Raw genomic sequence first — 25,936 nt, forward strand, 5'->3', positions numbered from 1 at the left:
GGTTACTCCTCCTCGTCGGTATGGGACGCATCCATGCCCAGGCGGCCCTGCCAGCCCTGCTCCGGCGCACTGCCTCCCAGGGCGCGGGCGATGGTCGTCACGTTGTGGTCGAACATGCCCAACCAGCTCCCTTCATAGGTTCCCTCGGGGCCCATGGCGTCGGAAAACAGCTCACCACCGATACGCACCTCGTGACCCACCGCGGCACTGCCCTCGCTCAAGGCGCGGACACTGCGCTCCGACACCGAGGTCTCGACGAAGACGGCACCGATCTCGCGCTCGACCAGCAGATCGACCAGGTTCTCGATACGCGAGAGCCCCGCCTCACTCTCGGTGGAGAAGCCTTGAATGCCCATCACCTCCAGTTCATAGGCCTCGCCAAAATAGCCGAAGGCATCGTGGGCGGTGACCAGCACACGGGATGAGGCCGGAATGGTGTCCAGCACCTCATGCGCATAGGCATCCAGCGCCTCGAGATTCTCCAGGTACGCCTCGGTGCGGGCCTCGAACTCCTCGGTGGCTTCGGGGTCCAGTTCGATCAGCGCATCGCGCACGGCAACGACCGCATGGCGCCAGCGACCGGGATCCATCCAGATATGGGGGTCGGGCTGGTCGGCGTAATCCTCGTCGGCGAGCAGCCTCTCCCGCGGCACCGCCTCGCCCACGGCATAGACCGGGCTTCGCTGGGCCAGGCGATCCAGCAGATCGGTCAGCTGCACCTCGAGATTGAGGCCGTTCCAGAACACCGCGTCGGCGCGACTCATGGCCACCACATCGCTGCGCGTCTGACGGTAGAGGTGCGGGTCGACCCCGGGTCCCATCAGCCCTTTTACCTCGACCCGATCGCCGCCTATTTCGCGCACGACATCGGCGATCATGCCGGTGGTGGCCACCACGTTCAATCGCGAGTCGGCGAGTGCGGGGGCGACCACCAGCATCAAGATGAGTCCCAGTAGAGAGGCGAGTCGTCGAGAGAGTTTCGGCACGGAGGGCTCCTGGACAGGTTTCAAGGCAAAAGGCCGGGGGTACGCTGCAACAACCACACAGGATAACGGGAATTACTACGATTACCAGTCGTTCAACTTATCCTTCAAGGCAGCCCGCTCGTAAGCGCTCACCGAGCAAGATCGCGACGCCTCACCGCCTGGGGTATGGTAACCCCTCGAAAGGTCACTGCCTCCCCGAGGAGACGCCATGCCGCGCCGTCATCTGCTTGCTGCCCCCCTTCTTGCCTTGACCCTGAGCGGCCTGCCTGCCATTGGCCTGGCCGACGAATGTCCTCGACCGGGGGAGTGGCAGCGCGGCTCCGATGCGATACCCGCCGACACCCTGATGCGCGAGCTCGCTTCCCAGCGGGTCGTGCTGCTCGGCGAACAGCACGAGCGTCAGGCCCACCACCGCTGGCAGCTGCACACCCTGGCGGCGCTGCACGCCCACCAGCCCGCGATGGCGATCGGTCTCGAGATGCTGCCGCGCAAGGCCCAGCCGGCGCTGGATGCCTGGGTGGCAGGAGAGCTCGATGAGGCGGCCTTCCTCTCCTCCAGCGACTGGCACGAAGCCTGGGGCTATGACCCAGAGCTCTACCTGCCGATCCTGCACTTCGCGCGCATGAACCGTATCCCGCTGGTAGCGCTGAACGTTACCCCCGAGTTGCGCCGGCGACTAAGCACACAGGGCTGGGAGAAGGTAGCGCCGGAGGAACGACATGGCCTGACGCCACCCGCGGCGCCACCCCCCGACTACGTCGGCCTCCTCACCGAGCTGTATGGCAGACACCCCAGCGAAACCGATGCCCCGGGAGGGCTCGAGCGCTTTATCGAGGCCCAGCTGGTGTGGGATCGTGCCATGGCCGAAGGCCTCGCCAGCGCCGCCGAGCGGGTGCCGCTGGTCGTCGGTCTGATGGGAGAGGGACACCTCAGGCATGGCCACGGGGTTCCTCACCAGCTCGAGGACCTCGGGCTCCGCGCCCATCGCACGCTGCTGGCCTGGTCGGCACAGCGCGAGTGCCCGCCCCCCGAGGCGGTCGCCGATGTGCTGTTCGGCCTGGGGGACGAGTCACGCCATGAGCCAGAGGCACCGCCACGACTGGGCGTGCTGCTGGTCCCGAACGAGGCCGGGATCAGGATCGACCGGGTGGCCCCGGAGAGCGTGGCCGCGGCGAGCGGCCTAAGCGAAGATGACGTCATCGTCCTCGCCGCCGGCCGCCCGCTGGATACCGTGGGGCAGCTGGTCGCGATCATCCGGCGCCAGCCCCCTGGCACCCTGTTGCCACTGGAGATCGTGCGCGACGGTGAGGTCCGCGAGATCCTCGCCCGCTTCCCCGTTGATATGCCCTGACCCCGGGTGGCCGCTCACCGGGGGGCATGGCATCATGGCCGCCCCCCAGAGAACCCACGAGGATATCGAGACCCAATGCGTCCCCTGATTCGCCTGTTCTTCCGCGGCCTGCGCCTGGTGCTGGCACCGATCGTGCTGATTTCCGAAAAGCTCACGACCCCCAGGGCCGTGGAGCGCTCACCGGAGGAGCAGGCCGAGGTCGATCGCGCCTGTGAAGACCTCGCCCTCTACCAGTTCCGCACCTGCCCCTTCTGCGTCAAGGTGCGCAAGGAGCTCGCCCGCCTGGCTCTGCCCATCGAGGCCCGCGACGCCCAGTTCGACCAGCAGCATCGCCGCGAGCTCGCCGAGAACGGTGGCCGCGTCAAGGTTCCCTGCCTGCGTATCGCCCACGCCGACGGCGAGGTCGAGTGGCTCTACGAGTCCGACGATATCAACGCCTGGCTGCACCAGCGCTTCGCCACGGCGTGACCGTCCCACCATAAGGGATCTATCCCGGGGCTAACGCAGCTAGCTTGGCAGCTCGGTCGCCCGGGGCCGATCCGGCCATAACCCCGGCTGGACCTCCATGGCCCTGGCGCCTACACCTTGGTTATGGAGATCCATGACCCACCCACGCCGCGCGGCCTTGTGACGCTGCTACGCTTCCTGGGACTGGTGGTACTGGGCGCCACGGTGGGTGGCGTGGCGGCGCTGTTTGCCGCCGGTTTCGTGCGCGGCGTGCTGTGGCTCAACGAGATACTGCTGATCTCGCCACGCAGCCGCATGATGTTTGCCTGGCCGGAATGGCTGATACTGACCACCGTGGCCGTGCCCGCCCTGGGCGGACTGATCGTCGGCCACCTGCACCAGCTCCTTCCCGAACGGCGCCCCCATACGCCTACCGATGCCATCGCCGCCGTCCAGACGCGCCGCGGCCGGCTGCCGCTCAAGGCCGGGGTCGTCTCCGCCTTTACCGCCCTGCTCTCCCTGGGTGCCGGCGCCTCGGTAGGCCAGTACGGCCCGCTGGTGCATCTGGGAGCCAGCCTCGGCTCCCTGGGCGCACGACTGCTGCGCCTGAGTCGTTCCGACGACAATATCACCATCGCCTGTGGGGTGGCCGCGGCGATTGCCACCGCCTTCAATGCGCCGTTGGCGGGTATTGTCTTCGCCCATGAGGTGGTGCTGCGTCACTACGCACTGCGTGCCTTCGCTCCCCTCGCCGCCGCGGCCCTGGTCGGCCATGTGATCGCCACCCAGGCACTGGCCCAGGGCGCCCTCTTTCATGTCGCCGAGACCGTGGTCCCCCAGGCCTGGGAGTTCGCCCTGTTCGTCGCCATCGGCGGGCTGGGCGCCCTGCTGGCCGGGGGCTACATGCATGCCATTCTCGGCGTCGGCCGCCTCGCCAGGCAACTCCCGCTACGCTCGGCACTGCAGCCGGCCCTGGCGGGTGCCCTGCTGGGCGTGGCGGCACTCTGGGTGCCCGATATCCTCGGCATGGGCCAGGAGACCCTGCGCTTCGCCACCATCGCCGGAGCCTTCGGCAGCGGCGAGCTGCTGCTGGTGCTGGGCCTGAAGGTGGCGGCCACCGCCCTGTGTCTGGGCATGGGCTTCAGCGGCGGCGTGTTCAGCCCCGCCCTGGTGGTCGGCATGCTGTTCGGCGCGCTCTGCGGCACCCTGGCGGCCGGCGTGACCGGCATCTCCCAGGAGACCTTCGTCTTCTATGCGGTCTGTGGCATGGTCGCCGTCACCGCTCCGGTCATCGGCGCCCCGCTGACCAGCCTGCTGATCGTCTTCGAGCTGACCGGCAACTACGCCCTGACCACCGCGGCCCTGGCCAGCGTGACCCTGGCCAGCCCCATCGCCGCTCAGCTGTTCGGGCGCTCGCTGTTCGATATTCAGCTGCGCGAGCGGGGGCTGGATCTCTCCTCCGGGCGTGACCAGGCCCTGCTGATGGGCACCCGCGTGACCGATTACCTAACCCGAGAGTGTGTCACCCTCTCCCCCGAGGCGTCGCTGGACGAGGCCATCGTCGGCATCGCCCGGCAGCACCATGCCGAGGCCTACCTGGTGGATGCCCGGGGGCGCTTTCATGGCTGCGTGACACTGGCCGACCTGGAGGCGGCGCGGCAGGCGGCGAGCCCACCCCGACGGGCCGGGGAGTGCCGGGATACAACCCGGCCGACGCTGCGTCCCGACACCACCCTGTGGGCGGCGATGACCCTGCTCGAGGAGGTCTCCGGCGAGGCCCTGGCCGTGATCGACGACGGCATCTTCTGTGGTGTGGTCTACGAGATCACGATCGCCCATGCCTACCTGGACCAGAGCGATGCCCTGCGCCGCGAGGAGCATGGCCATGGGTAGGCCGACTCCTGACCTGCTGGTGGTGCTATTGGCGCTATGGGTGCTGATGGCCTCGGGCCCTGTGGTCTCGGCCGAGCCCCTGCGGGTGCTTAGCTGGGGCGGTGCCTACGAGCGCGCCCAGCGCGAGGCCCTGTTCACCCCTTTCACCGAGCAGACCGGGATCGAGATCGAGGTGGCGCGCTACGCCGGTGGCCTGGACGAACTGCGCCACGCCATCGCCGCCGGCGAGGTGCCCTGGGATGTGATCGACATGACCCGCAGCGAGGCCATGGCCGCCTGTGACGAGGGGCTGCTGCAGCCTCTGCCGCCGGATCTGGCTGCCCCGGCCCCGGACGGCACCCCCGCCGAGCGGGACTTTATCCTGGGGGCCATCGGCGCCTGCGCCCTCACCCATACACTGTTTGCCACGGTGGTGGCCTATCGTCCCGACGCCTTCCCGGGGCGGCGCCCCTCTCGCATCGCCGACCTCTTCGACCAGCAGCGCTTTCCGGGCCCCCGGGCCCTGCAGCGCACCCCGGCGGTCAATCTCGAGTGGGCACTGCTCGCCAGCGGTGTCCCCCGCCAGGAGCTCTATCGACTGCTCAGCACCCCGCGGGGGCTGAGCCTTGCCCTCAAGCGCCTGGACCAGCTGGATACCATCCGCTGGTGGGAAGAGGGCGAGGCGCCCGTGGAGCTGCTCACCCATGGCCAGGTGGTCATGGCATCGGGCTACAACGGGCGCTTCTTCGATGCCATGGTCCAGCGAGGCGCGCCCCTCGAGATTCTCTGGGACGGTCAGGTTCAGGAGCACGAGACCTGGGTGATTCCCCGCCATGCCCGCCATCCCCGGGCCGCCCGCGACTTTATCCGCTTCGCCACCTCCACCGAGCGGCTCGCCGCCCTGGCCCGGCGAATTCCCTACGGGCCGGCGCGTGAGTCTGCCGCCGTCCGGGTCGGTCGCCACCCGGTGAGCGGCGTGGATATGCGCCTGCATATCCCCACGCATCCGCTCAACGCCGAACACGCCATCACCAAGGACGAGGCCTGGTATGCGCGCACCCTGACGCGCATGAACGACTACTTCGCGGCCTGGTTGGAGGCTCGGGGCGACACTTTTCCGGCCGCTGCCGGGCCGAGCCCGGCCGCATCGGAAAGCGCCGCCGGGGATACCCAACGCCAGAAGACCCCGTGAGTTAGAACGCCGCGTCGACCACCGCCTCAAGGCGGACCGCCGCGCCGCCCCCGAATCAGCAGATTCCGCGGGGTAAGCTCGCGCTCGCAGAAGGTACCGAGCTCGGCGTCATAGCCGGCCTCCTCGAGGAAGACCAGGCGGTCCAGCCCCAGCCAGACCTCCAGGGGGCGACGAAACAGGTGGCGCACCAGTTCCAGGCGCGTCACGTCCCGCTGGCGGCGCTGACCCCATGCCTCATGGCCGGCCCAGTCGATGCCACCGGGCAGCGTGATGCCCTTGCGGGCAGCGGCCCAGCGACAGAACGCCTCGAAGGTCGCCGGCATGCGACCATAGGCCAGGCTCGGCACCGGCAGATAGTCGTCGACGCCCCGCACCTCGCGCTGCAAGCGGTCGAAGCCGAGCCGCCAGGCCCCCGCCCGCTGGCGATGGCGCCGGTCATGCCGCGGTGCGGTGACCGTCTCCTGAACCGCCATGGACAGGTCATCCCGGGAGAGTTCAAGCCGGAAGCGCGCCATGCCGTCGGCAGCGAGACGCGAGAGCGGTCGATACCAGGCATCGGCGGTGCGCTGATAGCAGCATGGCGCCAGGGTCACCGCACATCCGGCGTCCACGACCCGCTCCAGCAGGCGGCGATGCAGGTCCCCGCAGGCGTGCAGCGCACAGGCGTGGGAACCCGGCGCCAGCCAGCGCTCGACGCCCGGCGCCATGACATCCTGGCGGGCCAGCACCACCGGCGCATCCTGGGCCTCGGCAAGCGCGGCGCCGCTACTGCACAGGGTGGCATCCCACTCCAGCGCCGCGACCTCGACGCCGTGGTGACGCGCCAGGGTGCGGGCCAGGTGTCCCTTGCCGGCGCACCACTCCAGCGGCGACTCCTCCTGGCGCAGACACACCCTGGGCAGGAAGGCCTGAACCTGGCGCCACTTGCGTCCCCCCATATGCGCCGCCCAGCGCTCCGGCAGAGGCTCCCCCTCTCCCGACAGCCGCGGCAGGCGAGTCAGCGCCTCGAGCTCCGCCACCGGCAGCCAGTCGGCCAGCGGCGAATCAATGAAGGGCGTCTCCTGCAGGCGCTCCGCCTCGGCATCGGAGAGTGACAGCAACGCCTCGGCCATGGCGGACCACTCGGCTGACCAGGGTAGCCGGGGGTACTGAAACGGCAGGGGGTGCCATAGCGGTCGCCAGGTGGCGAGCAGCTCGGTCAGGCGCTCGAGGCGCCGGGCCGGACTCCATGGATCGGACACAGGCTCTCCCGGGGCAGATCGAGGATCAGATGGTATTGCGCAACCCCAGCTCGTAGGGGTGCGGGTCGAGGTAGGTCTGGGCACAGATATAGTCGGAGCCATGGCGCTTCAGATAGTGGCTGAGCAGGCGAATCGGCACCGCCAGATGCACATGTCCCTGTCGGTAGTCATCGATGGCGGCCAGCAGGTCCTGCTTGGTCTCACCGTCCAGGGCCGTCTTGAGATAGCCGAAGACATGCATCAGGGCATTGGCGTGAGTCTTGCGGGTGGCGGGTTTGGCCAGGGCCGCCATGAAACGCTCCAGATAGTGCGCCATGGACTCCTCGAGAGGCTGCTTGGCGGATTCGGCCAGATAGCGCCCCAGTTCCCGATAGGCCTCCACGTCGTGGGCCATCAACAGGTACTTCTGACGGCTATGGAACTGCAGCAGCTCGTGATAGCTGGGCGCGCCCTCCAGATGGCGCTTCCAGTCATCATAGGCATATACCCGGGTGATGAAGTTCTCGCGCAGTACGGCGTCGTTCATGCGCGCCTCCTCCTCCAGAGGCAATTCCGGGAAGTGGCGGCGCAGTTCGCGCACGAAGGCACCGGCATCCGAGTGGCTGGGCATGCCATTGTCGGGGCGGTAGACCTTGACCCGCTCCAGGCCGCAGCTCGGCGAGCCCTTCATCAGGATAAAGCCGCGCAGATGACGGTGGCGGGCGATAAACTCACGACTCACCGTTGAGAGCCGCTCGGAGACATCCAGTTCGGGGTTACGGGTGCCCACCACCCGCGGCTCCTCTCCCTCGAGGCCAACCATGCGGATGGGCTCACGTGGCACGCCCAGCCCCGCCTCGAGCTCAGGGCAGAAGGGCTCGAACGCGAAACGCTCACCGAGCACCTCCAGGCAGTAGCGTGATCGCTTGTGACCCCCGTTGTAGCGCACCTCCTCCCCTGTCAGGCAGGCGCTGATCCCCACCGGAATCCGTTGTTCATCCCTCACCTTGTCACCCATGATCACCCTCCTCTCCCTTCGACGCTCTCAGCCTGGCCTCGTTTATTCTCTTATTGTGTCATAGCCGATAACACCATGCGTCCCAGGGCTAACGCAGATAGCTTGGCAGCTCGGTAGCCCGGGGCTGATCTGGCGACAAGCCTCCGAGGAGGCGCTGTAAATACCTCCCTGTACGCTACCTCGGCCGTCCCTGGTCCTCGGACCTCCTCATCGGCTTGCCCCCAGCGCCCCTTGATTCCTACTACTGCGAAAGCCCTGCAACGGCCACTCTTTCGAGCGATGATCTTCGGGCGGTCGGTATGGCATCATCGGGACTCCCTCATCAAGCAAGGAGCCCAGCCATGAGCCAGATCGTCACACCGGATATCTGCGACGCCCATCCCGAGGTGCGCGCCCTCGACCCGCTGTTTATCAACTTCGGTGGCCGCGAGGCCTTCTGTGGCCCGATTCGTACCGTCAAGTGCTTCGAGGACAACTCCCTGGTCAAGCAGGCCGTGGCCGAGCCCGGCGAAGGCGCCGTGCTGGTGGTGGATGGCGGCGGCTCTCAGCGCTGCGCCATGCTCGGCGATATGCTGGCCGAACAGGCGGCCGGTAACGGCTGGAGCGGCGTGATCCTGTATGGTTGCGTGCGTGATGTCGATGTGCTGGCTGAGATCGACCTCGGCGTGCAGGCCCTCGGTGCCCACCCGCGCAGAAGCGAAAAACACGGTGAAGGACGGCGCGATGTGCCGGTGACCTTCGCCGGCGTCACCCTCACCCCCGGCCAGTGGCTCTATGCCGACAACAACGGCATCCTGGTCGCCGACGAGCGCCTGTCCCTCGACTGACACCCTGTCAACCAATGCCTGGAGCCTGACATGCTGGCGCTCACCAGCCTGAGCCGAGACCTCCTGCGAAGCCTGAGAGACCATCTGCGCCCGCTGGTGGCCTACCACCTGTTCTTTACCGTGCTGGCCTCCAGCCTGCTGCTGCCGGCGGTGGCCTGGAGCCTGGCCGGGCTCGTGGGTCGATTCGGGCGCACGGTGATCAGCGGCGCCGAGCTGCTCGACCTGCTGCTGAGCCCGGCGGGTATCCTATGGCTGCTGGCGGCCATCGGGCTCACCTTCCTGGTGCTCTACCTGCAGCAGGCGGGGATGATCCTGGTGGCGGCCCGCCCCCGCGACCGCCATGTGCGCCTGGCCTTCGAGGCGCTGTGGTGGTCCCTGCATCGCCTGCCGGCACTGGCCGGACTGGTCGTCATTCAGGTAGGGACCCACCTGCTGCTGGTTCTGCCGGTCGCCCTCACCCTGGTCTGGCTGCATGGCGCCCTGCTTGGCGGCCTCGACCCCTATTATGTGCAGCGTGTGCGACCGCCGGCGCTTTGGCAGTTCCTCGCCCTGGCTTTGCCCCTGGTAGCGGCCTGGGCAGGGCTCGCCGCCTCCCTCTACGTGCGCTGGATTCTGGCCCTGCCGCTGGTGGCACTGGAAACCCTCTCGCCAAGGCGTGCCCTGCTGCACAGCTCCCGGATCACGCGGGGGAAGCGGCGCTCCATTGCCGCGATCTCCCTCGTCCTGCTGGCGCTGATCCTGATCCTGCCGATCCTGGTCACCCTCGCCTTCGACTGGCTGATCACCCCATTGCTGTGGTGGCTGCCGGAGCGCAATGCCGTGCTGATTCCGGCCACCCTCGCCTACCTGACCGCCTATGTGCTGGTGACCCTGGCGATCACCTTCGCCGGTATCGCCGCCAACGCGCTGCTCTCGACTTGTCTCTATCTGCGTCTGACCCACCGCGAGGCGCGTCCGGCACCGCCCCCCGCCGATGCCCACCCCGGCCGCCTGGCCTGGATGGTGGAGCTGGGCGTGGTGCTCTTCGCCGTGTGGCAGGCCTGGCTGATCGTCAACAGCTTCACGCTGCAGGACGAGGTGACCGTGATCGCCCATCGCGGCAGCTCCCTGGACGCCCCCGAGAACACCCTGCCGGCGATACATCGCGCCCTGGACGACGGCGCCGATATGGTCGAACTAGATGTGCGCCTGACCCGCGATCACCAGGTGGTCCTCTATCACGACAGCAGCCTGCAGCGCCTGACCGGCGACCCTCGGCGGATCGGCGAGCTCGAGCGCGAGACCCTGGCCAATGTCGATGTGGGCAGCTGGTTCGGCGACCCCTTCGTGGGCGAGCCGATTCCCGGGCTGGATGAGGCGCTGGCCGCGGTACGCGGCCGCAGCGGCCTGATGATCGACCTGAAGACCGACCCTGGCCGGGAGGAGGCCCTGGTCGATGCGGTGGTTGCGGCACTGCAGGAGGAGCAGGCAGCGCGCCACCGCTGCCTGACGGAAGCGGTAGCGGTAGCGGACACGACGACACAGGCTACAGCGGTGCAGGCCTGCGGGAATCCCGACGTCACCGCCGAGACCCGCCTGGCCACCACCTCGCCGAGGCTGGCTCGGACGATACAGTCCCGCTATCCCGAACAACGGGTGACCCTGCTGGCCCAGCTGATCCTGCCCGGCAGCCTGGAGCGCCGACGCCTGGATGCCCTGGGCCTGCGCCATAACCGCATCGACGAGCAGGAGGTCAGCCTGGCGAAACGCTACGGCTACGAACTCCACGCCTGGACGACCAACAAGCGCTCACGCATGTCGCAGCTGATCGACATGGGGGTGGATGCCATTATCACCGACCGCCCCGCCCTGCTCGCGGAGCTGATCGCCGAGCGCCGGGAGCTCGGCGATGGCGCCCTGCTGCTGATCAAGCTGCATAACTGGCTCAGGCAATAGGGACGAACCTCGCTCCTCGAACCTCGACCCTAATCCCCCATCACCACACCTTCACGGCGCGGGTCGGCGCCGCCGAACAGCCCCTCCTCGGTGCGCTGGATCGCCTGCAGGCCGCTGTTCAGCTCCCGCTCCTGAAGCTCATGACCGCGCTCGCGCAGCGCCTGCTGTATGGCCGCCGGGAAGCGCCCCGCCTCCAGATAGACCGGCCCGCCGAGGGTGATGGCATGGGGCAGGTCCAGCGCCTGCTGGGCATTCAGCCCCCAGTCGAGCATCGCCACCAGCGAGCGGGCGGTGTAGTGGATGATAGCCGCCCCCCCGGAGGAGCCCAGGCTCGCCACCAGCTCACCACTCTCGCGGTCGAAGACCAGGGTCGGGCTCATGCTCGAGCGTGGGCGCTTGCCGGGCTCTACCCGATTGGCGATGGGGGTGCCTTCATCATCCGTGGGGGCGAAGGAGAAGTCGGTCAGCTCATTGTTGAGCAAAAATCCTCCCGGCATGCCGCTGCCCCCATCGGAGAGGATGCGCGCCCCGAAGGCCTGCTCGATGGAGCCGGTCATGGCCAGGGCATTGCCATGGGCGTCGATGATGCTGATATGGCTGGTGCCATGTTCGGGCTGGGTCGGCTGCACCGCCCAGGCGGTGGCCAGGCTACCGGGATTGCCCGGGCTCGCCCCGCCGCTGCCCATGCTCTGCTCCGCCCTGATCAGCTCGGCACGCTTCTCCAGGTAGTCAGGCGCCAGCATCAGCGACCAATCCTCCCCGGGCGCCTCGACGAAATCCGGGTCGGCGATATAGCGTCCACGATCGGCGAAGGCCAGCCGCGATGCCTCGAGGAAGCGGTGTAGCCACTCGGCATCGGGAAGCCCGTCGTCCAGACCGACCTCGAGGGCAGGCAGCTGCTCCATGATGCCGAGGATCTGCATCACGGTCAGATGACCCGACGAGGGGGGTGGAAACCCGCAAACCCGGTAGGCCTGCCAGTCGGTACAGAGCGGCTCGCGTTCCAGCGCCGAGTAGGTGGCCATGTCCTCGAGACTCAGGGTGCCGGGTATATCGGGGTGATGCTCGACCCGCGCCACGATATCCTCGGCGACCCTGCCGGTATGCAGCGCCGAGCTCATCTCGGCGGCGACCTTCTCGAGCGTCACGGCCAGGGCCGGATTCCTGAGCCGGTGTCCCGACGGCAGCGGCTCGCCCTCCTCGGTGTAGTAGAACTCCGCCGCCCGGTCGTCGTCGCGCAGGCCGTCGGTGTCGGCGATGCTTCGATGCAGTCGCGGACTCACGTCAAAGCCCTCATCGGCCAGGGTAATCGCCGGCTCGAAGAGTTCGGCCCAGGGCAACTTGCCATGGGCCTTGTGGGCCATCTCCAGCATGCGCAGGGTCCCGGGGACACCGACCGAGCGGCCGCTGGCCACCGCCTCCGCGAACGCCAGGGGTTCACCCTCCCCATCCAGGAACAGCGTCTCGTCCACCGCGGCTGGGGCGCTCTCGCGCCCGTCATAGGCCATGACCTCTTCGCCATCGTGATACATCAGGAAGGCGCCGCCGCCGATGCCGCTGGACTGGGGCTCCACCAGGGTCAGCACCATCTGCACCGCGATGGCGGCGTCGATGGCCGAGCCCCCGGCCTCGAGAATCTGGTAGCCGGCGTCGGCGGCCAGCGGGTTGGCGGCGGCCACGGCGACGTTACGGGTCTCCCAGCCGGGCTTCTCCTCGCTTCCCGAGCCGGTCTCCGGCGCGATCTCGGGACGCTGATACTCGAACTCCGTCTCACCCAGGACGGTGAGCGGCAGACCGACCAGCAGCGAGACGGCAAGCCGAACCAGCAGTCGGCGGCGGAAGGGCGTGGCTGCTGAAGTGGCCATGGGACGGCTCCTTGTCATCGGATGCAGGCAAGAGTCTGTCAGCATAGCCGAAGGTGGTCCATGCAACGCCCCTGCCGCTGCCGAGATGCCACTCCAGGCCGTGCGGCGGATTCGTCATCGCGCGAGAACAGGTATCATAGGGGCCGACGACCGTTTTCCCCTGTCCCCTGCTGGAGATGTTTGTAATGACTCTGCGTTCGCTGCTCGCTTCCACCGGCCTGCTGCTCGGCGCCATCAGCCCGATGGCCCAGGCCGACACCCTGCGCCTGGGCATCGGCGAATGGGCCACCGGCCAGGCCAGCACCTATGTGCTCAAGGCGGTACTCGAGGATGCCGGCCATGAGGTGGATATCCGCTCGGTGAGCCTGGCCGCCATCTGGCAGGGGCTCTCCGTGGGCGAGCTGGATGCCTTCACCGGCGCCTGGCTGCCGGTGACCCAGGCCAGCTACCACGATTCCGTGGGCGACAAGGTCGAGGATCTCGGCCCCAACCTCAGCGATGCCCGGGTCGGCCTGGCCGTGCCGAGCTATGTCGAGGCGACCTCCATTGCGGACCTGGCCGAGGCCGGCGACACCTTCGATCGACGCATCCACGGCATCGACCCGGGTGCCGGCATCATGGCCCTGACCGAGCAGGCCATGGAGGCCTATGGCCTCGAGGAGTGGCAGCTGGTCGCCGGCAGCGATGCGGCCATGAGCAAGACCCTGGAGGCCGCGACGAAGCGTCAGGATTCCATCGTCGTCACCGCCTGGGCCCCGCACCCGGTCTTCGCGGGTCAGTCGCTGCGGTATCTCGAGGACCCCCAGGGCCTCTACTCCCAGGAAGAGAGCATCCACACCATCACGCGCCTGGGCCTCGCCGAGGAGAAGCCGGAGATCGCCGCCATCCTGGACCGCTTCGCCTGGAGCGCCGATGACGTTCAGGATCTGATGGAGGCCAACCAGGCCAACGGCGAGTACGAGGCCAACGCCCGCGCCTGGGTCGAGGCACACCCCGAGCTTGTCGCTGAGTGGCTGGGCAAGGACGACTGATCACGCTTGACCTTACGCAAGGTTAAGGCAGCCCACACGACAATGCCCGGCCAATAGCCGGGCATTGTCGTAACTAACACTTATTCCTTCTCAAAACCTAGCCGATGGTTTCCCCGGCCAGCATGAACCAGGTTTCGAGCACGGCGTCGGGGTTGAGCGATACCGAGTCGATGCCCTGCTCCATCAGCCACTTGGCGAGATCGGGGTGGTCCGAGGGGCCCTGGCCGCAGATGCCGATATACTTGCCCTGAGCCTTGCAGGCCTGGATGGCCATGGCCAGCAGCTTCTTCACCGCCGGGTTCCGCTCCTCGAACAGGTGCGCCACGATACCGGAGTCACGGTCCAGCCCCAGGGTGAGCTGGGTCAGGTCGTTGGAGCCGATCGAGAAGCCATCGAAGTACTCCAGGAACTCCTCGGCAAGCAGGGCGTTGGCCGGCAGCTCGCACATCATGATGACCTTCAGGCCATTGTCGCCACGCTTGAGGCCGTTGGCGGCGAGCAGGTCGATCACCTCGCTGGCCTCCTCGGTGGTACGCACGAAGGGCACCATGATCTCGACGTTGTCCAGGCCCATCACCTCGCGGACCCGCTTGAGGGCGCGGCACTCCAGCTCGAAGCACTCGCGGAAGCTGTCGGAGATATAGCGCGAGGCGCCGCGGAAGCCGAGCATCGGGTTCTCCTCCCCCGGCTCATAGAGCTTGCCACCGATCAGGTTCTCGTACTCGTTGGACTTGAAGTCCGACAGGCGCACGATGACCCGTTCCGGGTAGAAGGCCGCGGCCAGGGTGGAGATACCCTCCACCAGCTTGTCGACGTAGAACTCCACCGGGCTGTTGTAGCCGGCGGTGCGCAGCTCGATGGTCTGCTGCAGCTCCTCGGGCAGGGTGTCGAAATCGAGCAGCGCCTTGGGGTGCACGCCGATCATGCGGTTGATGATGAACTCCAGGCGCGCCAGGCCCACGCCGGCATTGGGCAGGCTGGCGAAGCCGAAGGCACGGTCGGGGTTGCCGACGTTCATCATGATCTTGAAGGGGATCTCGGGCATGGCATCGACGCTGGTGACCTGGCGGTCGAACGCCAGCAATCCCTCGTAGACATGCCCCGCATCGCCCTCGGCACAGGAGACGGTGACATCGCGACCATCGGCGAGTATCTCGGTGGCATCACCGCAGCCCACGACCGCCGGGATGCCCAGCTCACGGGCGATGATCGCCGCGTGGCAGGTCCGTCCGCCGCGATTGGTGACGATGGCCGAGGCACGCTTCATGATCGGCTCCCAGTCGGGATCGGTCATGTCGGTGACCAGCACGTCGCCGGCGTTGACCTTCTCCATGTCATCCGGCGAGAAGACCACCTTGACGGTACCGCTGCCGATGCGCTGACCGATGGCTCGGCCGCTGACCAGGTTGCGCCCCTTCTCCTTGAGCTGGAAACGCTCGAGCTTGCCACCCTGCTGCTGGGAGACCACGGTCTCGGGACGCGCCTGGACGATATAGAGCTTGCCGTCATCGCCATCCAGCGCCCACTCGATATCCATGGGGCGCTGATAGTGCTGCTCGATGGTCACCGCCTGACGAGCCAGCGCCATCACCTGCTCATCATCGATACAGAAGCGGCCGCGCTCCTTGAGCGGCACATCCACGGTCTCCACCGACTTGCCGGCACTGGCCTCCTGGCCGTAGACCATCTTGATCAGCTTGGAGCCCAGATTGCGGCGCAGCACGGCCGGCCGGCCGGCGGCCAGGGTCGGCTTGTGCACGTAGAACTCGTCGGGGTTCACCGCCCCCTGCACGACGGTCTCACCGAGGCCCCAGGAGGCGGTGACGAAGACCGCATCGCGATAGCCGGACTCGGTATCGAGGGTGAACATCACGCCGGAGGCACCGGTCTCGGAGCGCACCATCTTCTGGACGCCGGCGGAGAGCGCCACGTTCTCGTGGGCGTAGCCACGATGCACGCGATAGGAGATGGCGCGGTCGTTGAACAGCGAGGCAAACACCTCATGCACGGCGCGCTTGATATTGTCGAAGCCCTCGATATTGAGGAAGGTCTCCTGCTGGCCGGCGAAGGAGGCATCGGGCAGGTCCTCGGCGGTGGCCGAGGAGCGCACCGCCGCCTTGAGGTTGGGATGCCGGGCAAGCAGCGTATCGTAGGCGCTACGCAGGTGCTGCTCGAAGGTCGGGGGCAGAGGGGTGTCGATGATCCATTGACGGATCTGGGCGCCAACGCGTGCCAGCTCGGCCACATCATCCACGTCGAGGGTGGCCAGTGCCTGGTTGATCCGCTCGTTGAGGCCCTCGTGGGACAGGAATTCGCGGTAGGCGTGGGCGGTGGTGGCGAAGCCACCGGGTACGGTGACCCCCGCGCCGGCCAGGTTGGAGATCATCTCGCCGAGGGAAGCGTTCTTGCCCCCCACGCGTTCCACATCGTCCATGCCCAGCTCATCGAACCACAGAATGTAATCGTCCACGGGACCCCCTTGGCTAGCGACGAAGAGTCGTCATGCCAGTGGGCATGACGGAATGCTGGCGACTCTACCAAGCGATGGCAATATTCGCCATTGGTCTAATAGCGAAGTCACTGGAGGATTTTTACAACACCGCCCACTTTCCCCGTGATTCTGTAGTCTGCTGCAAAAATCACGGTGGCACTGTAGGGATTTCGCAGATGGCCGTACCGCTCAAGGCTGTTCCGGCGACAGGCCCCGGAGCGCCGGACCGTCGAGGGGGCGCTACGAGTACTTCCCTGTAGGCTACCTCGGCCGTCCCTGGTCCTCGGACCCCCTCTCCGACCTGTCCCCGGCGCCTTTCACTATCACCCTGTCGGTAACCGCGATAGCATTAGGAGCGGCTTGTCGTGGAAGGCATGGAGGCCGACAATGAATCTTTTATCGACCAAGCGATTCCACCATGACCCGTACCGCCTTCTTTATCTCCGACGGCACCGGCATCACCGCCGAAAGCCTGGGCCGCAGCCTGCTGGCGCAGTTCGAGAACCTCGAGATCCGCATGATCACCAAGCCCTATATCGACACCCTCGAGAAGGCGCACGAACTGGTGGAGGTCATCAACGGGGTGGCGGTACGCGACGGCGAGTCACCGATCATCATCGACACCATCGTCGACAGCAATATCCGTCAGATCATCAGCGATTCCGACGGCTTCAACATCGACATCTTCTCGACCTTCCTCGAGCCCCTGGAGCAGGAGCTCAAGACCCACTCCAGCTATACGGTGGGGCGCACCCACTCCATCGGCAAGGATGAGGCCTACATGGATCGTATCCAGTCGGTGCACTTCGCCCTGGACAATGACGATGGCGCGCGCACCCATCAGTACGACAAGGCCGATGTGATCCTGATCGGCGTGTCGCGCTGCGGCAAGACCCCTACCTCACTCTATCTGGCGCTACAGTTCGGCATCCGCGCGGCCAACTACCCGCTCACCGAGGATGACCTCGATGAGGACGGCACCCTCAAGCTGCCCAGGGTGCTGGCCCCCTACCAGCGCAAGCTGTTCGGCCTGACCATCGATCCCAGGCGGCTGGCGGCAATCCGCCACGAGCGCCGGCCCAACAGCCGCTACAGCTCCATGGATCAGTGTGTTCAGGAGGTGAGTCAGGCCGAGGGAGTCTACCGCCAGCTGCATATCCCCTTTATCGACACCACCCGCTTCTCGGTAGAGGAGATCTCCACCCGAATGATCGCCGAAATGGGACTGGTACGGCGGTTCTCGCCGCGCTGAGAAACAAGAAACAAGGTTCGAGGGGCCGGCGCCCCTCGAATCTCGTCCCTCGAACCTCGCCCTACCTCACCACTCCTGCCTTTCTGAGCCTGGCAATATCATCGGCGGTGAGCCCCATCTCGCTAAGCAGGGCGTCGCTGTCCTGGCCCAGGCGCGGCGGGGCCAGTTCGCTGGTGGCAGAGGCACCATCGAAGCGCAACGGATTGGCCACCTGGGGCACCTCGAGTTCACCACGCTTCAGGGTGCGATACATCTCGCGATGCTGCACCTGAGGGTCCTCGAACACCTCGCTGAGGGTATTGATGGGCCCGGCCGGGATGCCGCGGGCCTCCAGCTCGGTGAGCCATTCATCCCGAGAGCGGGTGACGAGAATCGCCTGGATCATCGACACCAGCACCTCACGATTGCCCACCCGGGCGGCGTTGGTGGCATAGGCCGGGTCCCGCGCCCACTCCGGGCGCTCCAGCAATGCGGCCAGGCGGCCAAACTGGGTATCGTTCCCGACGGTCAAGGCCAGATAGCCGTCGGCGCAGGCGAAGGCCTGGTAGGGAACGATATTGGGATGGGCATTGCCGTGACGCTCCGGGTTCTGCCCGCTGACGAGAACGTTGAGCGCCTGGTTGGCCAGGGTGGCCACCTGGACATCGAGCAGCGCCACATCCACATGGCGCCCCACGCCGGTGCGCTCACGCTCCTGCAGCGCGGCCAGGACACCCACAGTGGCGTAGAGACCGGTCATTACATCGGTGATCGCCACCCCGGTCTTCATGGGCAGGCCATCGGCCTCCCCGGTCAGACTCATCAGCCCACCCATGGCCTGGATCATGAAGTCGTAGCCGGCGCGATGAGCATAGGGGCCATCCTGACCGAAGCCGGTGATGGAGCAGCCGATCAGGCGCGGATTGAGCGTGTGCAGGCTGGCATAGTCGAGGCCGTACTTGGCAAGGCCACCGACCTTGAAGTTCTCCAGCAGGATGTCGGCGCCTTCCGCCAGCCTGCGCACCAGCGCCTGGCCCTCCTCGGAGGCGATATCCACGGCCAGGGAGTGCTTGCCGCGGTTGGCACAGAGGTAGTAGGCGGCGACTCGGTCGCGCTCGCTCTCCTCGGCCAGCCAGGGCGGTCCCCAGCCGCGGGTGTCGTCGCCCCGCTCGGGGTGCTCGACCTTGATCACCCGGGCACCCAGGTCGGCCAGCAGTTGGCCCGCCCAGGGGCCCGCCAGCACCCGTGACATATCGAGCACCGTGATGCCCTCAAGCGGTCCACTCATCTGCAGCTCCTTGCTCGCTCTCAGCTCACTCGGGGTGATCCGGCAACCAGCTTGCGGGGAGGCGCTGTGAATACGTCCCTGTAGCTACCGACGCCCTGCGGCGCTCTCGCATCCTGCGCCGCTTGAAGGGCCGGTGCGGGCCATCCTTGGCCCGCCCGTTCGGAGCAGTGCTCCTCACCCCTGGCGTAGGACCTCCCCTTCAGCTGGTTCCCGGCGCCCTCGTCAGACGCATGTCATGTGACCTACCGGCTTAACCGGTAAAGGCCTGTAGACCGGTCTGGGCACGGCCCAGGATCAGGGCGTGGACGTCGTGGGTGCCTTCGTAGGTGTTGACCGCCTCGAGATTCATCACATGGCGTATCACATGATACTCATCGCTGATGCCGTTGCCGCCGTGCATATCGCGGGCCACCCGGGCGATATCCAGGGCCTTGCCGCAGTTGTTGCGCTTGATCAGCGAGATGGTCTCGGGCACCAGCTGGCCATCATCGATCATGCGGCCCACTCGCAGCGCCGCCTGCAGGCCCAGGGTGATCTCGGTCTGCATATCGGCGAGCTTCTTCTGGATCAGCTGGTTGGCGGCCAGGGGACGGCCGAACTGCTTGCGCTCCAGGGTGTAGTCACGGCCGGCGTGCCAGCACGCCTCGGCGGCACCCATGGCGCCCCAGGCGATGCCGTAGCGGGCCCGGTTGAGGCAGGAGAAGGGGCCCTTCAGCCCCTTGACGTGGGGCAGGCGCTGCGCGTCGGAGACCTCCACGTCCTGCATGGCGATCTGGCCGGTGATGGAGGCACGCAGGCTGAACTTGCCCTCGATCTTGGGCGCCGTCAGACCCGGCATGTCCTTCTCGAGGATAAAGCCGTTGATCACCCCCTCCTCGTCCCTGGCCCAGACCACGAAGACATCGGCGATGGGCGAGTTGGTGATCCAGGTCTTGGTCCCGTTGAGGCGCCAGCCATTCTCGGTGCGAACGGCACGCGTCGACATGCCACCCGGGTCCGAGCCGTGGTCAGGCTCGGTCAGGCCGAAGCAGCCGACCCACTCGCCGGTCGCCAGCTTGGGCAGGTACTTCTCGCGCTGCTCCTCGCTGCCGAAGGCGTGAATCGGATACATCACCAGGCTCGACTGTACACTCATGGCGCTGCGATAGCCGGAGTCGACCCGCTCCACCTCGCGGGCGATCAGCCCGTAGCTGACGTAGTTGAGACCGGCACAGCCGTAGCCATCGATGGTCGCACCGAGCAGGCCCAGTTCACCCATCTCGCTCATGATCTCGCGATGGAAGATCTCGTGGCGGTTGGCCTCCAGCACCCGTGGCAGGAGCTTCTCCTGGCAGTAGCCCTGGGCGGTCTGCTGGACCATGCGCTCCTCTTCCGAGAGCTGGTCGACGAGGCGGAAGGGGTCGTCCCAGGTGACGGGGGTGATCTGGCTCATGGGGTATCCTCGGTGGCGTGGCTGGACTTTAATGTCTACATTTTCATCAAATGTAGTGCAGAACCGCGAGCCTGCCAAGCCCCTTGGCGATAAAAAATCTACCGGTAACGGGAGAGGACCACCCGTGTCTGCCACCAGGCGATTCCGGCCATCAGCAGGTTGGCCATGAGCATGCCGGCAAATACGCCGGTGGTGCCGGCAAGGCGCCCTCCCAGCCAGGCCAGGGGCACGCTGAGCACGAACAGCCGCACCACCGAGAGCCGCATGGCCCGGGACGGGCGATGCAGGGCGTTGCACGAGGAGACCGCCAGGATCACCACACCCTGGGCGCCCAATCCCAGCGGCACCAGCCACAGGAAGTGGCGCAGCACCTCGCCCACGGCCTGGCTTTCGGCATAGGCGCTTACCAACCAGGGGGCCAGCGCCTGCAATACCCCCCAGACCAGCAGCTGCCAGGCGAGCACGAACATGAAGCAGCCGAAGATGGCATGGCGCACCCGAACATACTGACCGGCACCGGCGTTCTGGCTGACCAGGGGCGAGAGAGTCATGGAGAGGCCCAGCACGGCGATCTGGGAGAATGCCTCGAGGCGCGTGCCGACTCCGAAGCCAGCCACCGCATCATGACCGTGGCCGGCGACGATGCGCGTCAGCAATCCCATGGCCAGCGGAGTGAAGACACTGGTCACCGCCGCGGGGCCGGCGATGCGCCCCAGCTCCCGCCACGACTCGAGCACTCCCCCACGCGTCATCCCGCGGATGTCGACGAGGCCGCGCAGCTCACGCTGGAAGAGTAGGGCCACCGCCATCAGCCCCCAGCTCAGCACCGTGGCCAGGGCCGCGCCGGAGACCCCCATGGCGGGCAACGGCCCGGCGCCAAAGATCAGCCACCAGTCCAGCACCACATTGATCACGGCGGCCAGGGCCATCATCAGGCCCTGGGTCGCGGTATTGCCGTGGGCGCGCAGCAGGCTGTTGAGCACGCGTGGCACGATCATCGCCGCGGCGCCGAAGTACCAGACGCCCATATAGTCACGAATATGCGGCATCAGGAGGTCATCGGCCCCCAGCAGCCGAAACAGCGGCTCGAGACTTGCAAGCCCGAGCAGGGTCATGATCAGGCCGACCATCAGCCCCAGCAGCGCGGCATCGGTGGCACGGCGACGCACCACCTCGAACTCGCCGCGCCCCAGGCGCCGCGCCACCACGGCGGAGGTACCGATGCCCAGCCCGATAGCCAGGCTGATCACGGTGAAGACCACCGGAAAGGTGAACGACACCGCCGCCAGGGGTTCGGTACCCAGCCGCGAGATAAACCAGGTGTCCACCAGGTTGAAGCTGAGCATGGCAACCATGCCGCCGATCACCGGCAGGGTCTTTCTCAGCAGCGTGGCGGCGATGGGGCCTTCCAGCAGTTCGCGTCGAGCCGGCCGGCGTGGCGATGCGGTGGAGGGAGGGCTCATGGGACCTACTTGGTATCGATGTAACGGTGATCGTTGAAGGTCGCCACCCAGTGCGGGTGGTAGACCAGCAGTATGCTCATCAGCATGCCGGTGATAAACGCCTCCGAGGGCATGAGCAGTGGCAGGAAGCGCGCGTACTCCAGGGCCTGATAGAGGGCGTGGGCATCGCTGGCACCGAGTAGCATCAGCCCTACCGCGGAGAGACCGGCGGCCAGCGACGACAGCGCGGCGCCGAAGAAACCGCAGACGAACAGAAACACCATCAGGTTATCGGGCAGGTAACGATCCACCAGCCGCCAGATGATCACCATGGTCAGCGCCGGCATGACGCCGGTCACCAGCAGATTGACTCCCAGCAGGGTCCAGTCCACCCGGCCGGTCACCACCATCGCCAGATTGACCAGCAGCAGGGAGAGCAGCGCCAGCGGCGCCTTGAAGACCAGCACCAGCAGCGCGGTAAACATCAGGTGCAGGGTCAACCAGTCCACCGCCTGGGCGCGCAGCTGCCACATCAGCAGCACCGCCACGGTGGCGGCCAGCCAGCGATGCTGCAACCCGCTATCGGCCAGCAGCATCCGCCAGGGGCGCTGAGCCAGCGCCAACCCCAGCAGCACGAAGGCGACCAGGCTGGCACTCACCAGCAGCCAGGGAGCCAGCACCGGTTCGGAGAAGGACATGAGGCCTCCTGGTCAGGCGAAGACCACGGTCTTGTTACCGTGGATCAACACGCGATCCTCGAGATGCCAGCGCAGCCCTCGCGCCAGCACCGCCTTCTCCACGTCGCGACCGAAGCGCACCAGGTCGTCGGGGGTATGGCAGTGGCTGACCCGATGGATATCCTGCTCGATGATGGGGCCCGCATCGAGCTCCGCGGTGACATAGTGGCAGGTGGCACCGATCAGCTTCACCCCGCGCTGATGAGCCTGGTGATAGGGCTTGGCGCCGGCGAAGCTGGGCAGAAAGCTGTGGTGGATATTGATCACCCTACCGGCATAGCGCTCACAGAGCGTCGGCGGCAGGATCTGCATATAGCGAGCCAGCACCACACAATCCGCACGCACCTCCTCGACGATGCTCTCCACCTCCTCGAAGGCGGCCTGCTTCTCATCCGACGGTACCGGCACATGGTAATAGGGGATCCCGTGCCACTCGACCAGGCCACGCATGGTCTCGTGATTGGAGATCACCGCCGCGATCTCGCAGTCGATCTCGCCGGCGGTCCAGCGGTAGAGCAGATCGACCAGGCAGTGCGACTCCTTCGATACCATCAGCACCACGCGCCGCCGCTGACGGGTATCGGCCAGCGCCCAGGTCATGTCGAACTCCTCGGCGACGGGACGAAATGCCTCGCGCAGCGTCTCGGGTGGCATGCCGATGGAGTCGGCCAGGATCTCGTAGCGCATGAAGAAACGCCCCGACTCGAGATCGGAGTGCTGGCTGGCCTCGGTGATCGAACCACCATGTCCGGCGATAAAGCCGGAGACGCGGGAAACGATTCCCACTCGATCGGGACAGGAAACCACCAGACGATAGTAATGTGACATCACAGGCTCCAGACTGGGCGTAACGGGCGCGACAGTGTAGCGAATGCAGCGCTTTCCGGCACGCACAGGCACATGCCAGAAGAGCACCCGGACATTGATGGGTGGTGCCTGCATTACCAATATATAACCAAGCGCTATTGGAACTTAGCCGCTATATTCTCTACTTTGGGCATCCTGAAATGCCATTAGGCTACGTCGTCTTAGCGCTACTCCATACACCATACGGGAGTACATCATGCTCAAGCGCATTGTCCTTACCACCCTGGCCGCAGGTATCGTCTCCGCCGCCGGCCTGGCTCAGGCCGACGATGAAACTATCGATGAAACGATCAAGGTCGGCATGTCCGGTGGCTACTTCCCCTTCACCTTCGTCGAGCAGGACAAGCTTCAGGGCTTCGAGGTCGATGTCATGGAAGCCGTGGCGGAGGAGATGGGAGTCGAGGTCGAGTTCATCACGGCGAACTTCTCGGGCCTGTTCGGCATGCTCGAGTCCGGCCGCATCGACACCATCGCCAACCAGATCACCATTACCGAAGAGCGTGCCGCCAAGTACGCCTTTACCGAGCCTTACGTCTACGACGGTGCCCAGGTCGTGGTCAAGGAGGGCAATGACACGATCCAGTCCATCGAGGACCTGAAGGGCAAGACCGTGGCCGTCAATCTCGGCTCCAACTATGAGGCGTTGCTGCGCGAGCTGCCCTACGCCGACGAGATCGACATCCGCACCTATGAGAGCAATATCGAGCAGGATACCGCCCTGGGCCGCGTCGACGCCTTTGTCATGGACCGGGTAAGCGCCAGCCAGGTGATCAAGGAGAAGCCGATGCCCCTGGCACTGGCCGGCAAGCCCTTCTCGCAGATTCGCAATGCCCTGCCCTTCCGGGACACCGACGAGGACCGCGCCCTGCGTGACCGGGTCGATGAGGCCCTGACCACCCTGCGCGAATCGGGCGAGCTGCGCACGATCTCGGAAGCGTGGTTCGCGACCGACATCACCAGCCCGTGAGGCGCTGAGCCGCGCCCATGTCCGTACTCGATCTCGACTACATGCTGGGGCTGGTCCCCGTTCTGCTGCGCTATCTGCCACTGACCCTGCAGATGGCCGCCGCGGGCATGGCGCTGGCCCTGGTGCTCGCCTGTGGCCTCGCCGTGATCCGCGTCCTGCGGATCCCGGGGCTCAACGCGGCCACCCTGCTGTTCATCTCCTTCTTTCGCGGCACGCCACTGCTGGTGCAGCTGTTCCTGTTCTACTACGGCCTGCCCCAGCTGCTGGCCTTCCTGACCCAGATCAATGGCATTACCGCTACCATCATGGGCCTGACCCTGCACTTCTCGGCCTATATGGCGGAGTCCATCCGTGCCGCCATCGTCGGGGTGGACCGCAGCCAGACCGAGGCGGCACTCTCCATCGGCATGACCAATGGCCAGCTGATGCGACGCATCGTGCTGCCTCAGGCGACCCGCGTCGCGGTGCCCACCCTGATGAACTACTTCATCGACATGATCAAGGCCACATCCCTGGCATTTACGCTTGGGGTGACCGAGCTGATGGGCGCCACCCAGAAGGAGGCCGCCGGCAGCTTCCTCTACTTCGAGGCCTTTATCACCGTGGCTCTCTTCTACTGGATCATCGTCGAGCTGCTGGCCTGGTTCCAGCGGCGCCTGGAGACCCGACTCAACGAGGCATATCGGCGATGATCAAGGTAGAGGGACTCATCAAGCGCTTCGGCGGGGTCGCCGTGCTCGACGGCATCGACCTCGCCATCGAGCAGGGCGAGATCATCGTGGTCATCGGCCCCTCCGGAACCGGCAAGTCGACGCTGCTGCGCTGCCTCAACTTCCTCGAGAGGCCGGATGCCGGCCGGTTGACCATCGGTGACCTCGATGTCGATGTCACCCGGGCCAGCCGTGCCGATATCCTCACGGCACGCCGGCGAACCGCCTTCGTGTTCCAGAACTATGCGCTGTTCGCCAACAAGACGGCGCTTCAGAACATCGCCGAGGGGCTGATCGTGGTCAACCGCTGGCCGAAGGAGAAGGCGCTGGCGCGCGGCAGGGAGATCCTGGAGCGCATCGGGCTGGCCGACAAGGCCGACGCCTACCCCGCCTCGCTGTCCGGGGGTCAACAGCAGCGTGTCGGCATCGGCCGCGCCATGGCGGCCCAGGCCGAGGTGATACTCTTCGACGAACCGACCTCATCGCTGGACCCCGAGTGGGTCGAGGAGGTCCTCGGCTTGATGAAACAGTTGGCCACAGAGCGCCAGACCATGCTGGTGGTCACCCACGAGATGAGCTTTGCCCGGGATGTGGCGGACCGAGTGATCTTCATGGAAGGGGGGCGCATCGTCGAACAGGGACCCCCCGACCAGCTGTTCGCCTCGCCTAGGGACCCGCGTACCCGTAATTTCCTGCGCAAGGTGCTCGCCAGCCAAGGTCCCAGTCAAGCACCGCTGGACGCCCCGAGTTGACGCCTATACCCCGGGGCTATCGCAGATGGCAGTAACGTTCAAGGCTGTTCCGGCGACAGGCCTCCGAGGGGGCGCTACGAGTACTTCCCTGTAGGCTACCTCGGCCATCCCTGGTCCTCGGACCCCCTCTCCGACCTGTCCCCGGCGCCTTTCACTATCAGTCTGGCGGAAACAGCGATTACCCTCGCCGATACCCGAGGCGCGTTGTGGCCTCTGGGGGCCTTCCCGTATAGTGAAACCGTCATATACCAGGAAGCCTCCTTCGTGATGCTCAA

Annotated in this window: 21 protein-coding genes; 11 read left to right on the forward strand and 10 right to left on the reverse strand. The window is 66.3% G+C overall.

The features are described 5' to 3' along the window. Positions 1 to 2 precede the first annotated feature (2 nt). Entirely contained in the window at positions 3 to 986 is a 984-nt protein-coding gene (locus tag IOC61_RS07250) for a metal ABC transporter solute-binding protein, Zn/Mn family (RefSeq protein ID WP_324254697.1), read from the reverse strand. Between the two features lie 208 nt (positions 987 to 1,194). Here IOC61_RS07250 and IOC61_RS07255 point away from each other — a divergent pair, with 208 nt between their 5' ends. The 4 genes from IOC61_RS07255 to IOC61_RS07270 all read left to right on the forward strand — a co-directional run bounded on the left by IOC61_RS07255 (position 1,195) and on the right by IOC61_RS07270 (position 5,848). Continuing rightward, positions 1,195 to 2,337 (forward strand): ChaN family lipoprotein, encoded by a 1,143-nt coding sequence (locus IOC61_RS07255; RefSeq protein WP_195688191.1) that lies wholly within the window; start codon positions 1,195 to 1,197, stop codon positions 2,335 to 2,337. A 75-nt stretch (positions 2,338 to 2,412) separates the two neighbouring features. Next, positions 2,413 to 2,805 (forward strand): glutaredoxin family protein, encoded by a 393-nt coding sequence (locus IOC61_RS07260; RefSeq protein WP_195688192.1) that lies wholly within the window; start codon positions 2,413 to 2,415, stop codon positions 2,803 to 2,805. A 159-nt stretch (positions 2,806 to 2,964) separates the two neighbouring features. After that, entirely contained in the window at positions 2,965 to 4,677 is a 1,713-nt protein-coding gene (locus IOC61_RS07265; RefSeq protein WP_324254698.1) for a chloride channel protein, read from the forward strand. Continuing rightward, positions 4,670 to 5,848, forward strand: coding sequence for an extracellular solute-binding protein (locus tag IOC61_RS07270; protein ID WP_195688193.1), 1,179 nt, complete (start codon positions 4,670 to 4,672; stop codon positions 5,846 to 5,848). The genes IOC61_RS07265 and IOC61_RS07270 overlap by 8 nt, the downstream gene beginning before the upstream one ends. 26 nt (positions 5,849 to 5,874) lie before the next feature. Here IOC61_RS07270 and IOC61_RS07275 read toward each other — a convergent pair whose 3' ends face one another. Together IOC61_RS07275 and IOC61_RS07280 are read right to left on the reverse strand one after the other, a co-directional pair. Beyond that, positions 5,875 to 7,089, reverse strand: coding sequence for a methyltransferase (locus IOC61_RS07275; protein WP_324254699.1), 1,215 nt, complete (start codon positions 7,087 to 7,089; stop codon positions 5,875 to 5,877). Between the two features lie 25 nt (positions 7,090 to 7,114). Beyond that, on the reverse strand, positions 7,115 to 8,086 hold the full coding sequence (locus tag IOC61_RS07280) for a YbgA family protein (protein ID WP_195688195.1): 972 nt from the start codon (positions 8,084 to 8,086) through the stop codon (positions 7,115 to 7,117). Positions 8,087 to 8,427: 341 nt separating this feature from the next. Between IOC61_RS07280 and rraA the strand changes: the two genes are divergently transcribed. Together rraA and IOC61_RS07290 are read left to right on the forward strand one after the other, a co-directional pair. Then, positions 8,428 to 8,913, forward strand: coding sequence for a ribonuclease E activity regulator RraA (gene rraA, locus IOC61_RS07285; RefSeq protein ID WP_195688196.1), 486 nt, complete (start codon positions 8,428 to 8,430; stop codon positions 8,911 to 8,913). A gap of 30 nt (positions 8,914 to 8,943) precedes the next feature. Next, the gene (locus IOC61_RS07290) at positions 8,944 to 10,848 is read left to right on the forward strand and encodes a glycerophosphodiester phosphodiesterase family protein (protein WP_195688197.1); all 1,905 of its coding nucleotides are present in this window, start codon (positions 8,944 to 8,946) and stop codon (positions 10,846 to 10,848) included. Between the two features lie 29 nt (positions 10,849 to 10,877). Here IOC61_RS07290 and IOC61_RS07295 read toward each other — a convergent pair whose 3' ends face one another. After that, a complete protein-coding gene (locus tag IOC61_RS07295; RefSeq protein ID WP_195688198.1) occupies positions 10,878 to 12,713 on the reverse strand; it encodes a gamma-glutamyltransferase family protein in 1,836 nt (611 codons plus the stop codon). A 185-nt stretch (positions 12,714 to 12,898) separates the two neighbouring features. On the opposite strand from IOC61_RS07295, the gene IOC61_RS07300 reads away from it, so the two are divergent. Further along, positions 12,899 to 13,744 (forward strand): glycine betaine ABC transporter substrate-binding protein, encoded by an 846-nt coding sequence (locus tag IOC61_RS07300; RefSeq protein WP_229332987.1) that lies wholly within the window; start codon positions 12,899 to 12,901, stop codon positions 13,742 to 13,744. Between the two features lie 97 nt (positions 13,745 to 13,841). Here the strand turns inward: IOC61_RS07300 and ppsA are convergent, their stop codons facing one another. After that, complete coding sequence (gene ppsA, locus IOC61_RS07305; RefSeq protein WP_195688200.1) at positions 13,842 to 16,214, reverse strand: phosphoenolpyruvate synthase; 2,373 nt, start codon at positions 16,212 to 16,214, stop codon at positions 13,842 to 13,844. Positions 16,215 to 16,653: 439 nt separating this feature from the next. Here ppsA and ppsR point away from each other — a divergent pair, with 439 nt between their 5' ends. Next, positions 16,654 to 17,487, forward strand: coding sequence for a pyruvate, water dikinase regulatory protein (gene ppsR, locus IOC61_RS07310; RefSeq protein WP_132042592.1), 834 nt, complete (start codon positions 16,654 to 16,656; stop codon positions 17,485 to 17,487). Between the two features lie 61 nt (positions 17,488 to 17,548). Here the strand turns inward: ppsR and IOC61_RS07315 are convergent, their stop codons facing one another. The 5 genes from IOC61_RS07315 to purU all read right to left on the reverse strand — a co-directional run bounded on the left by IOC61_RS07315 (position 17,549) and on the right by purU (position 23,193). Next, on the reverse strand, positions 17,549 to 18,754 hold the full coding sequence (locus IOC61_RS07315; RefSeq protein ID WP_195688201.1) for a CaiB/BaiF CoA transferase family protein: 1,206 nt from the start codon (positions 18,752 to 18,754) through the stop codon (positions 17,549 to 17,551). Positions 18,755 to 19,004: 250 nt separating this feature from the next. Next, positions 19,005 to 20,186, reverse strand: a complete 1,182-nt coding sequence (locus IOC61_RS07320) for an acyl-CoA dehydrogenase (RefSeq protein WP_195688202.1) — start codon at positions 20,184 to 20,186, stop codon at positions 19,005 to 19,007. A gap of 98 nt (positions 20,187 to 20,284) precedes the next feature. Then, positions 20,285 to 21,649, reverse strand: coding sequence for an MATE family efflux transporter (locus IOC61_RS07325; protein ID WP_195688203.1), 1,365 nt, complete (start codon positions 21,647 to 21,649; stop codon positions 20,285 to 20,287). A 5-nt stretch (positions 21,650 to 21,654) separates the two neighbouring features. After that, entirely contained in the window at positions 21,655 to 22,326 is a 672-nt protein-coding gene (locus tag IOC61_RS07330) for an energy-coupling factor ABC transporter permease (protein ID WP_195688204.1), read from the reverse strand. A gap of 12 nt (positions 22,327 to 22,338) precedes the next feature. Beyond that, complete coding sequence (gene purU, locus IOC61_RS07335) at positions 22,339 to 23,193, reverse strand: formyltetrahydrofolate deformylase (RefSeq protein ID WP_195688205.1); 855 nt, start codon at positions 23,191 to 23,193, stop codon at positions 22,339 to 22,341. A gap of 235 nt (positions 23,194 to 23,428) precedes the next feature. Here purU and IOC61_RS07340 point away from each other — a divergent pair, with 235 nt between their 5' ends. The 3 genes from IOC61_RS07340 to IOC61_RS07350 are packed head-to-tail and all read left to right on the forward strand — an operon-like array spanning position 23,429 to position 25,661. Continuing rightward, positions 23,429 to 24,199, forward strand: a complete 771-nt coding sequence (locus IOC61_RS07340) for an amino acid ABC transporter substrate-binding protein (RefSeq protein WP_195688206.1) — start codon at positions 23,429 to 23,431, stop codon at positions 24,197 to 24,199. 17 nt (positions 24,200 to 24,216) lie between these two features. Next, the gene (locus IOC61_RS07345; protein WP_195688207.1) at positions 24,217 to 24,891 is read left to right on the forward strand and encodes an amino acid ABC transporter permease; all 675 of its coding nucleotides are present in this window, start codon (positions 24,217 to 24,219) and stop codon (positions 24,889 to 24,891) included. Continuing rightward, positions 24,888 to 25,661, forward strand: coding sequence for an amino acid ABC transporter ATP-binding protein (locus tag IOC61_RS07350; RefSeq protein ID WP_195688208.1), 774 nt, complete (start codon positions 24,888 to 24,890; stop codon positions 25,659 to 25,661). Before IOC61_RS07345 ends, IOC61_RS07350 begins: the two co-directional genes overlap by 4 nt. Positions 25,662 to 25,936: the final 275 nt, after the last annotated feature.

Origin of the sequence: Halomonas sp. KAO, from assembly GCF_015595025.1 — a bacterium.
Taxonomy (GTDB): Bacteria; Pseudomonadota; Gammaproteobacteria; order Pseudomonadales; family Halomonadaceae; genus Halomonas.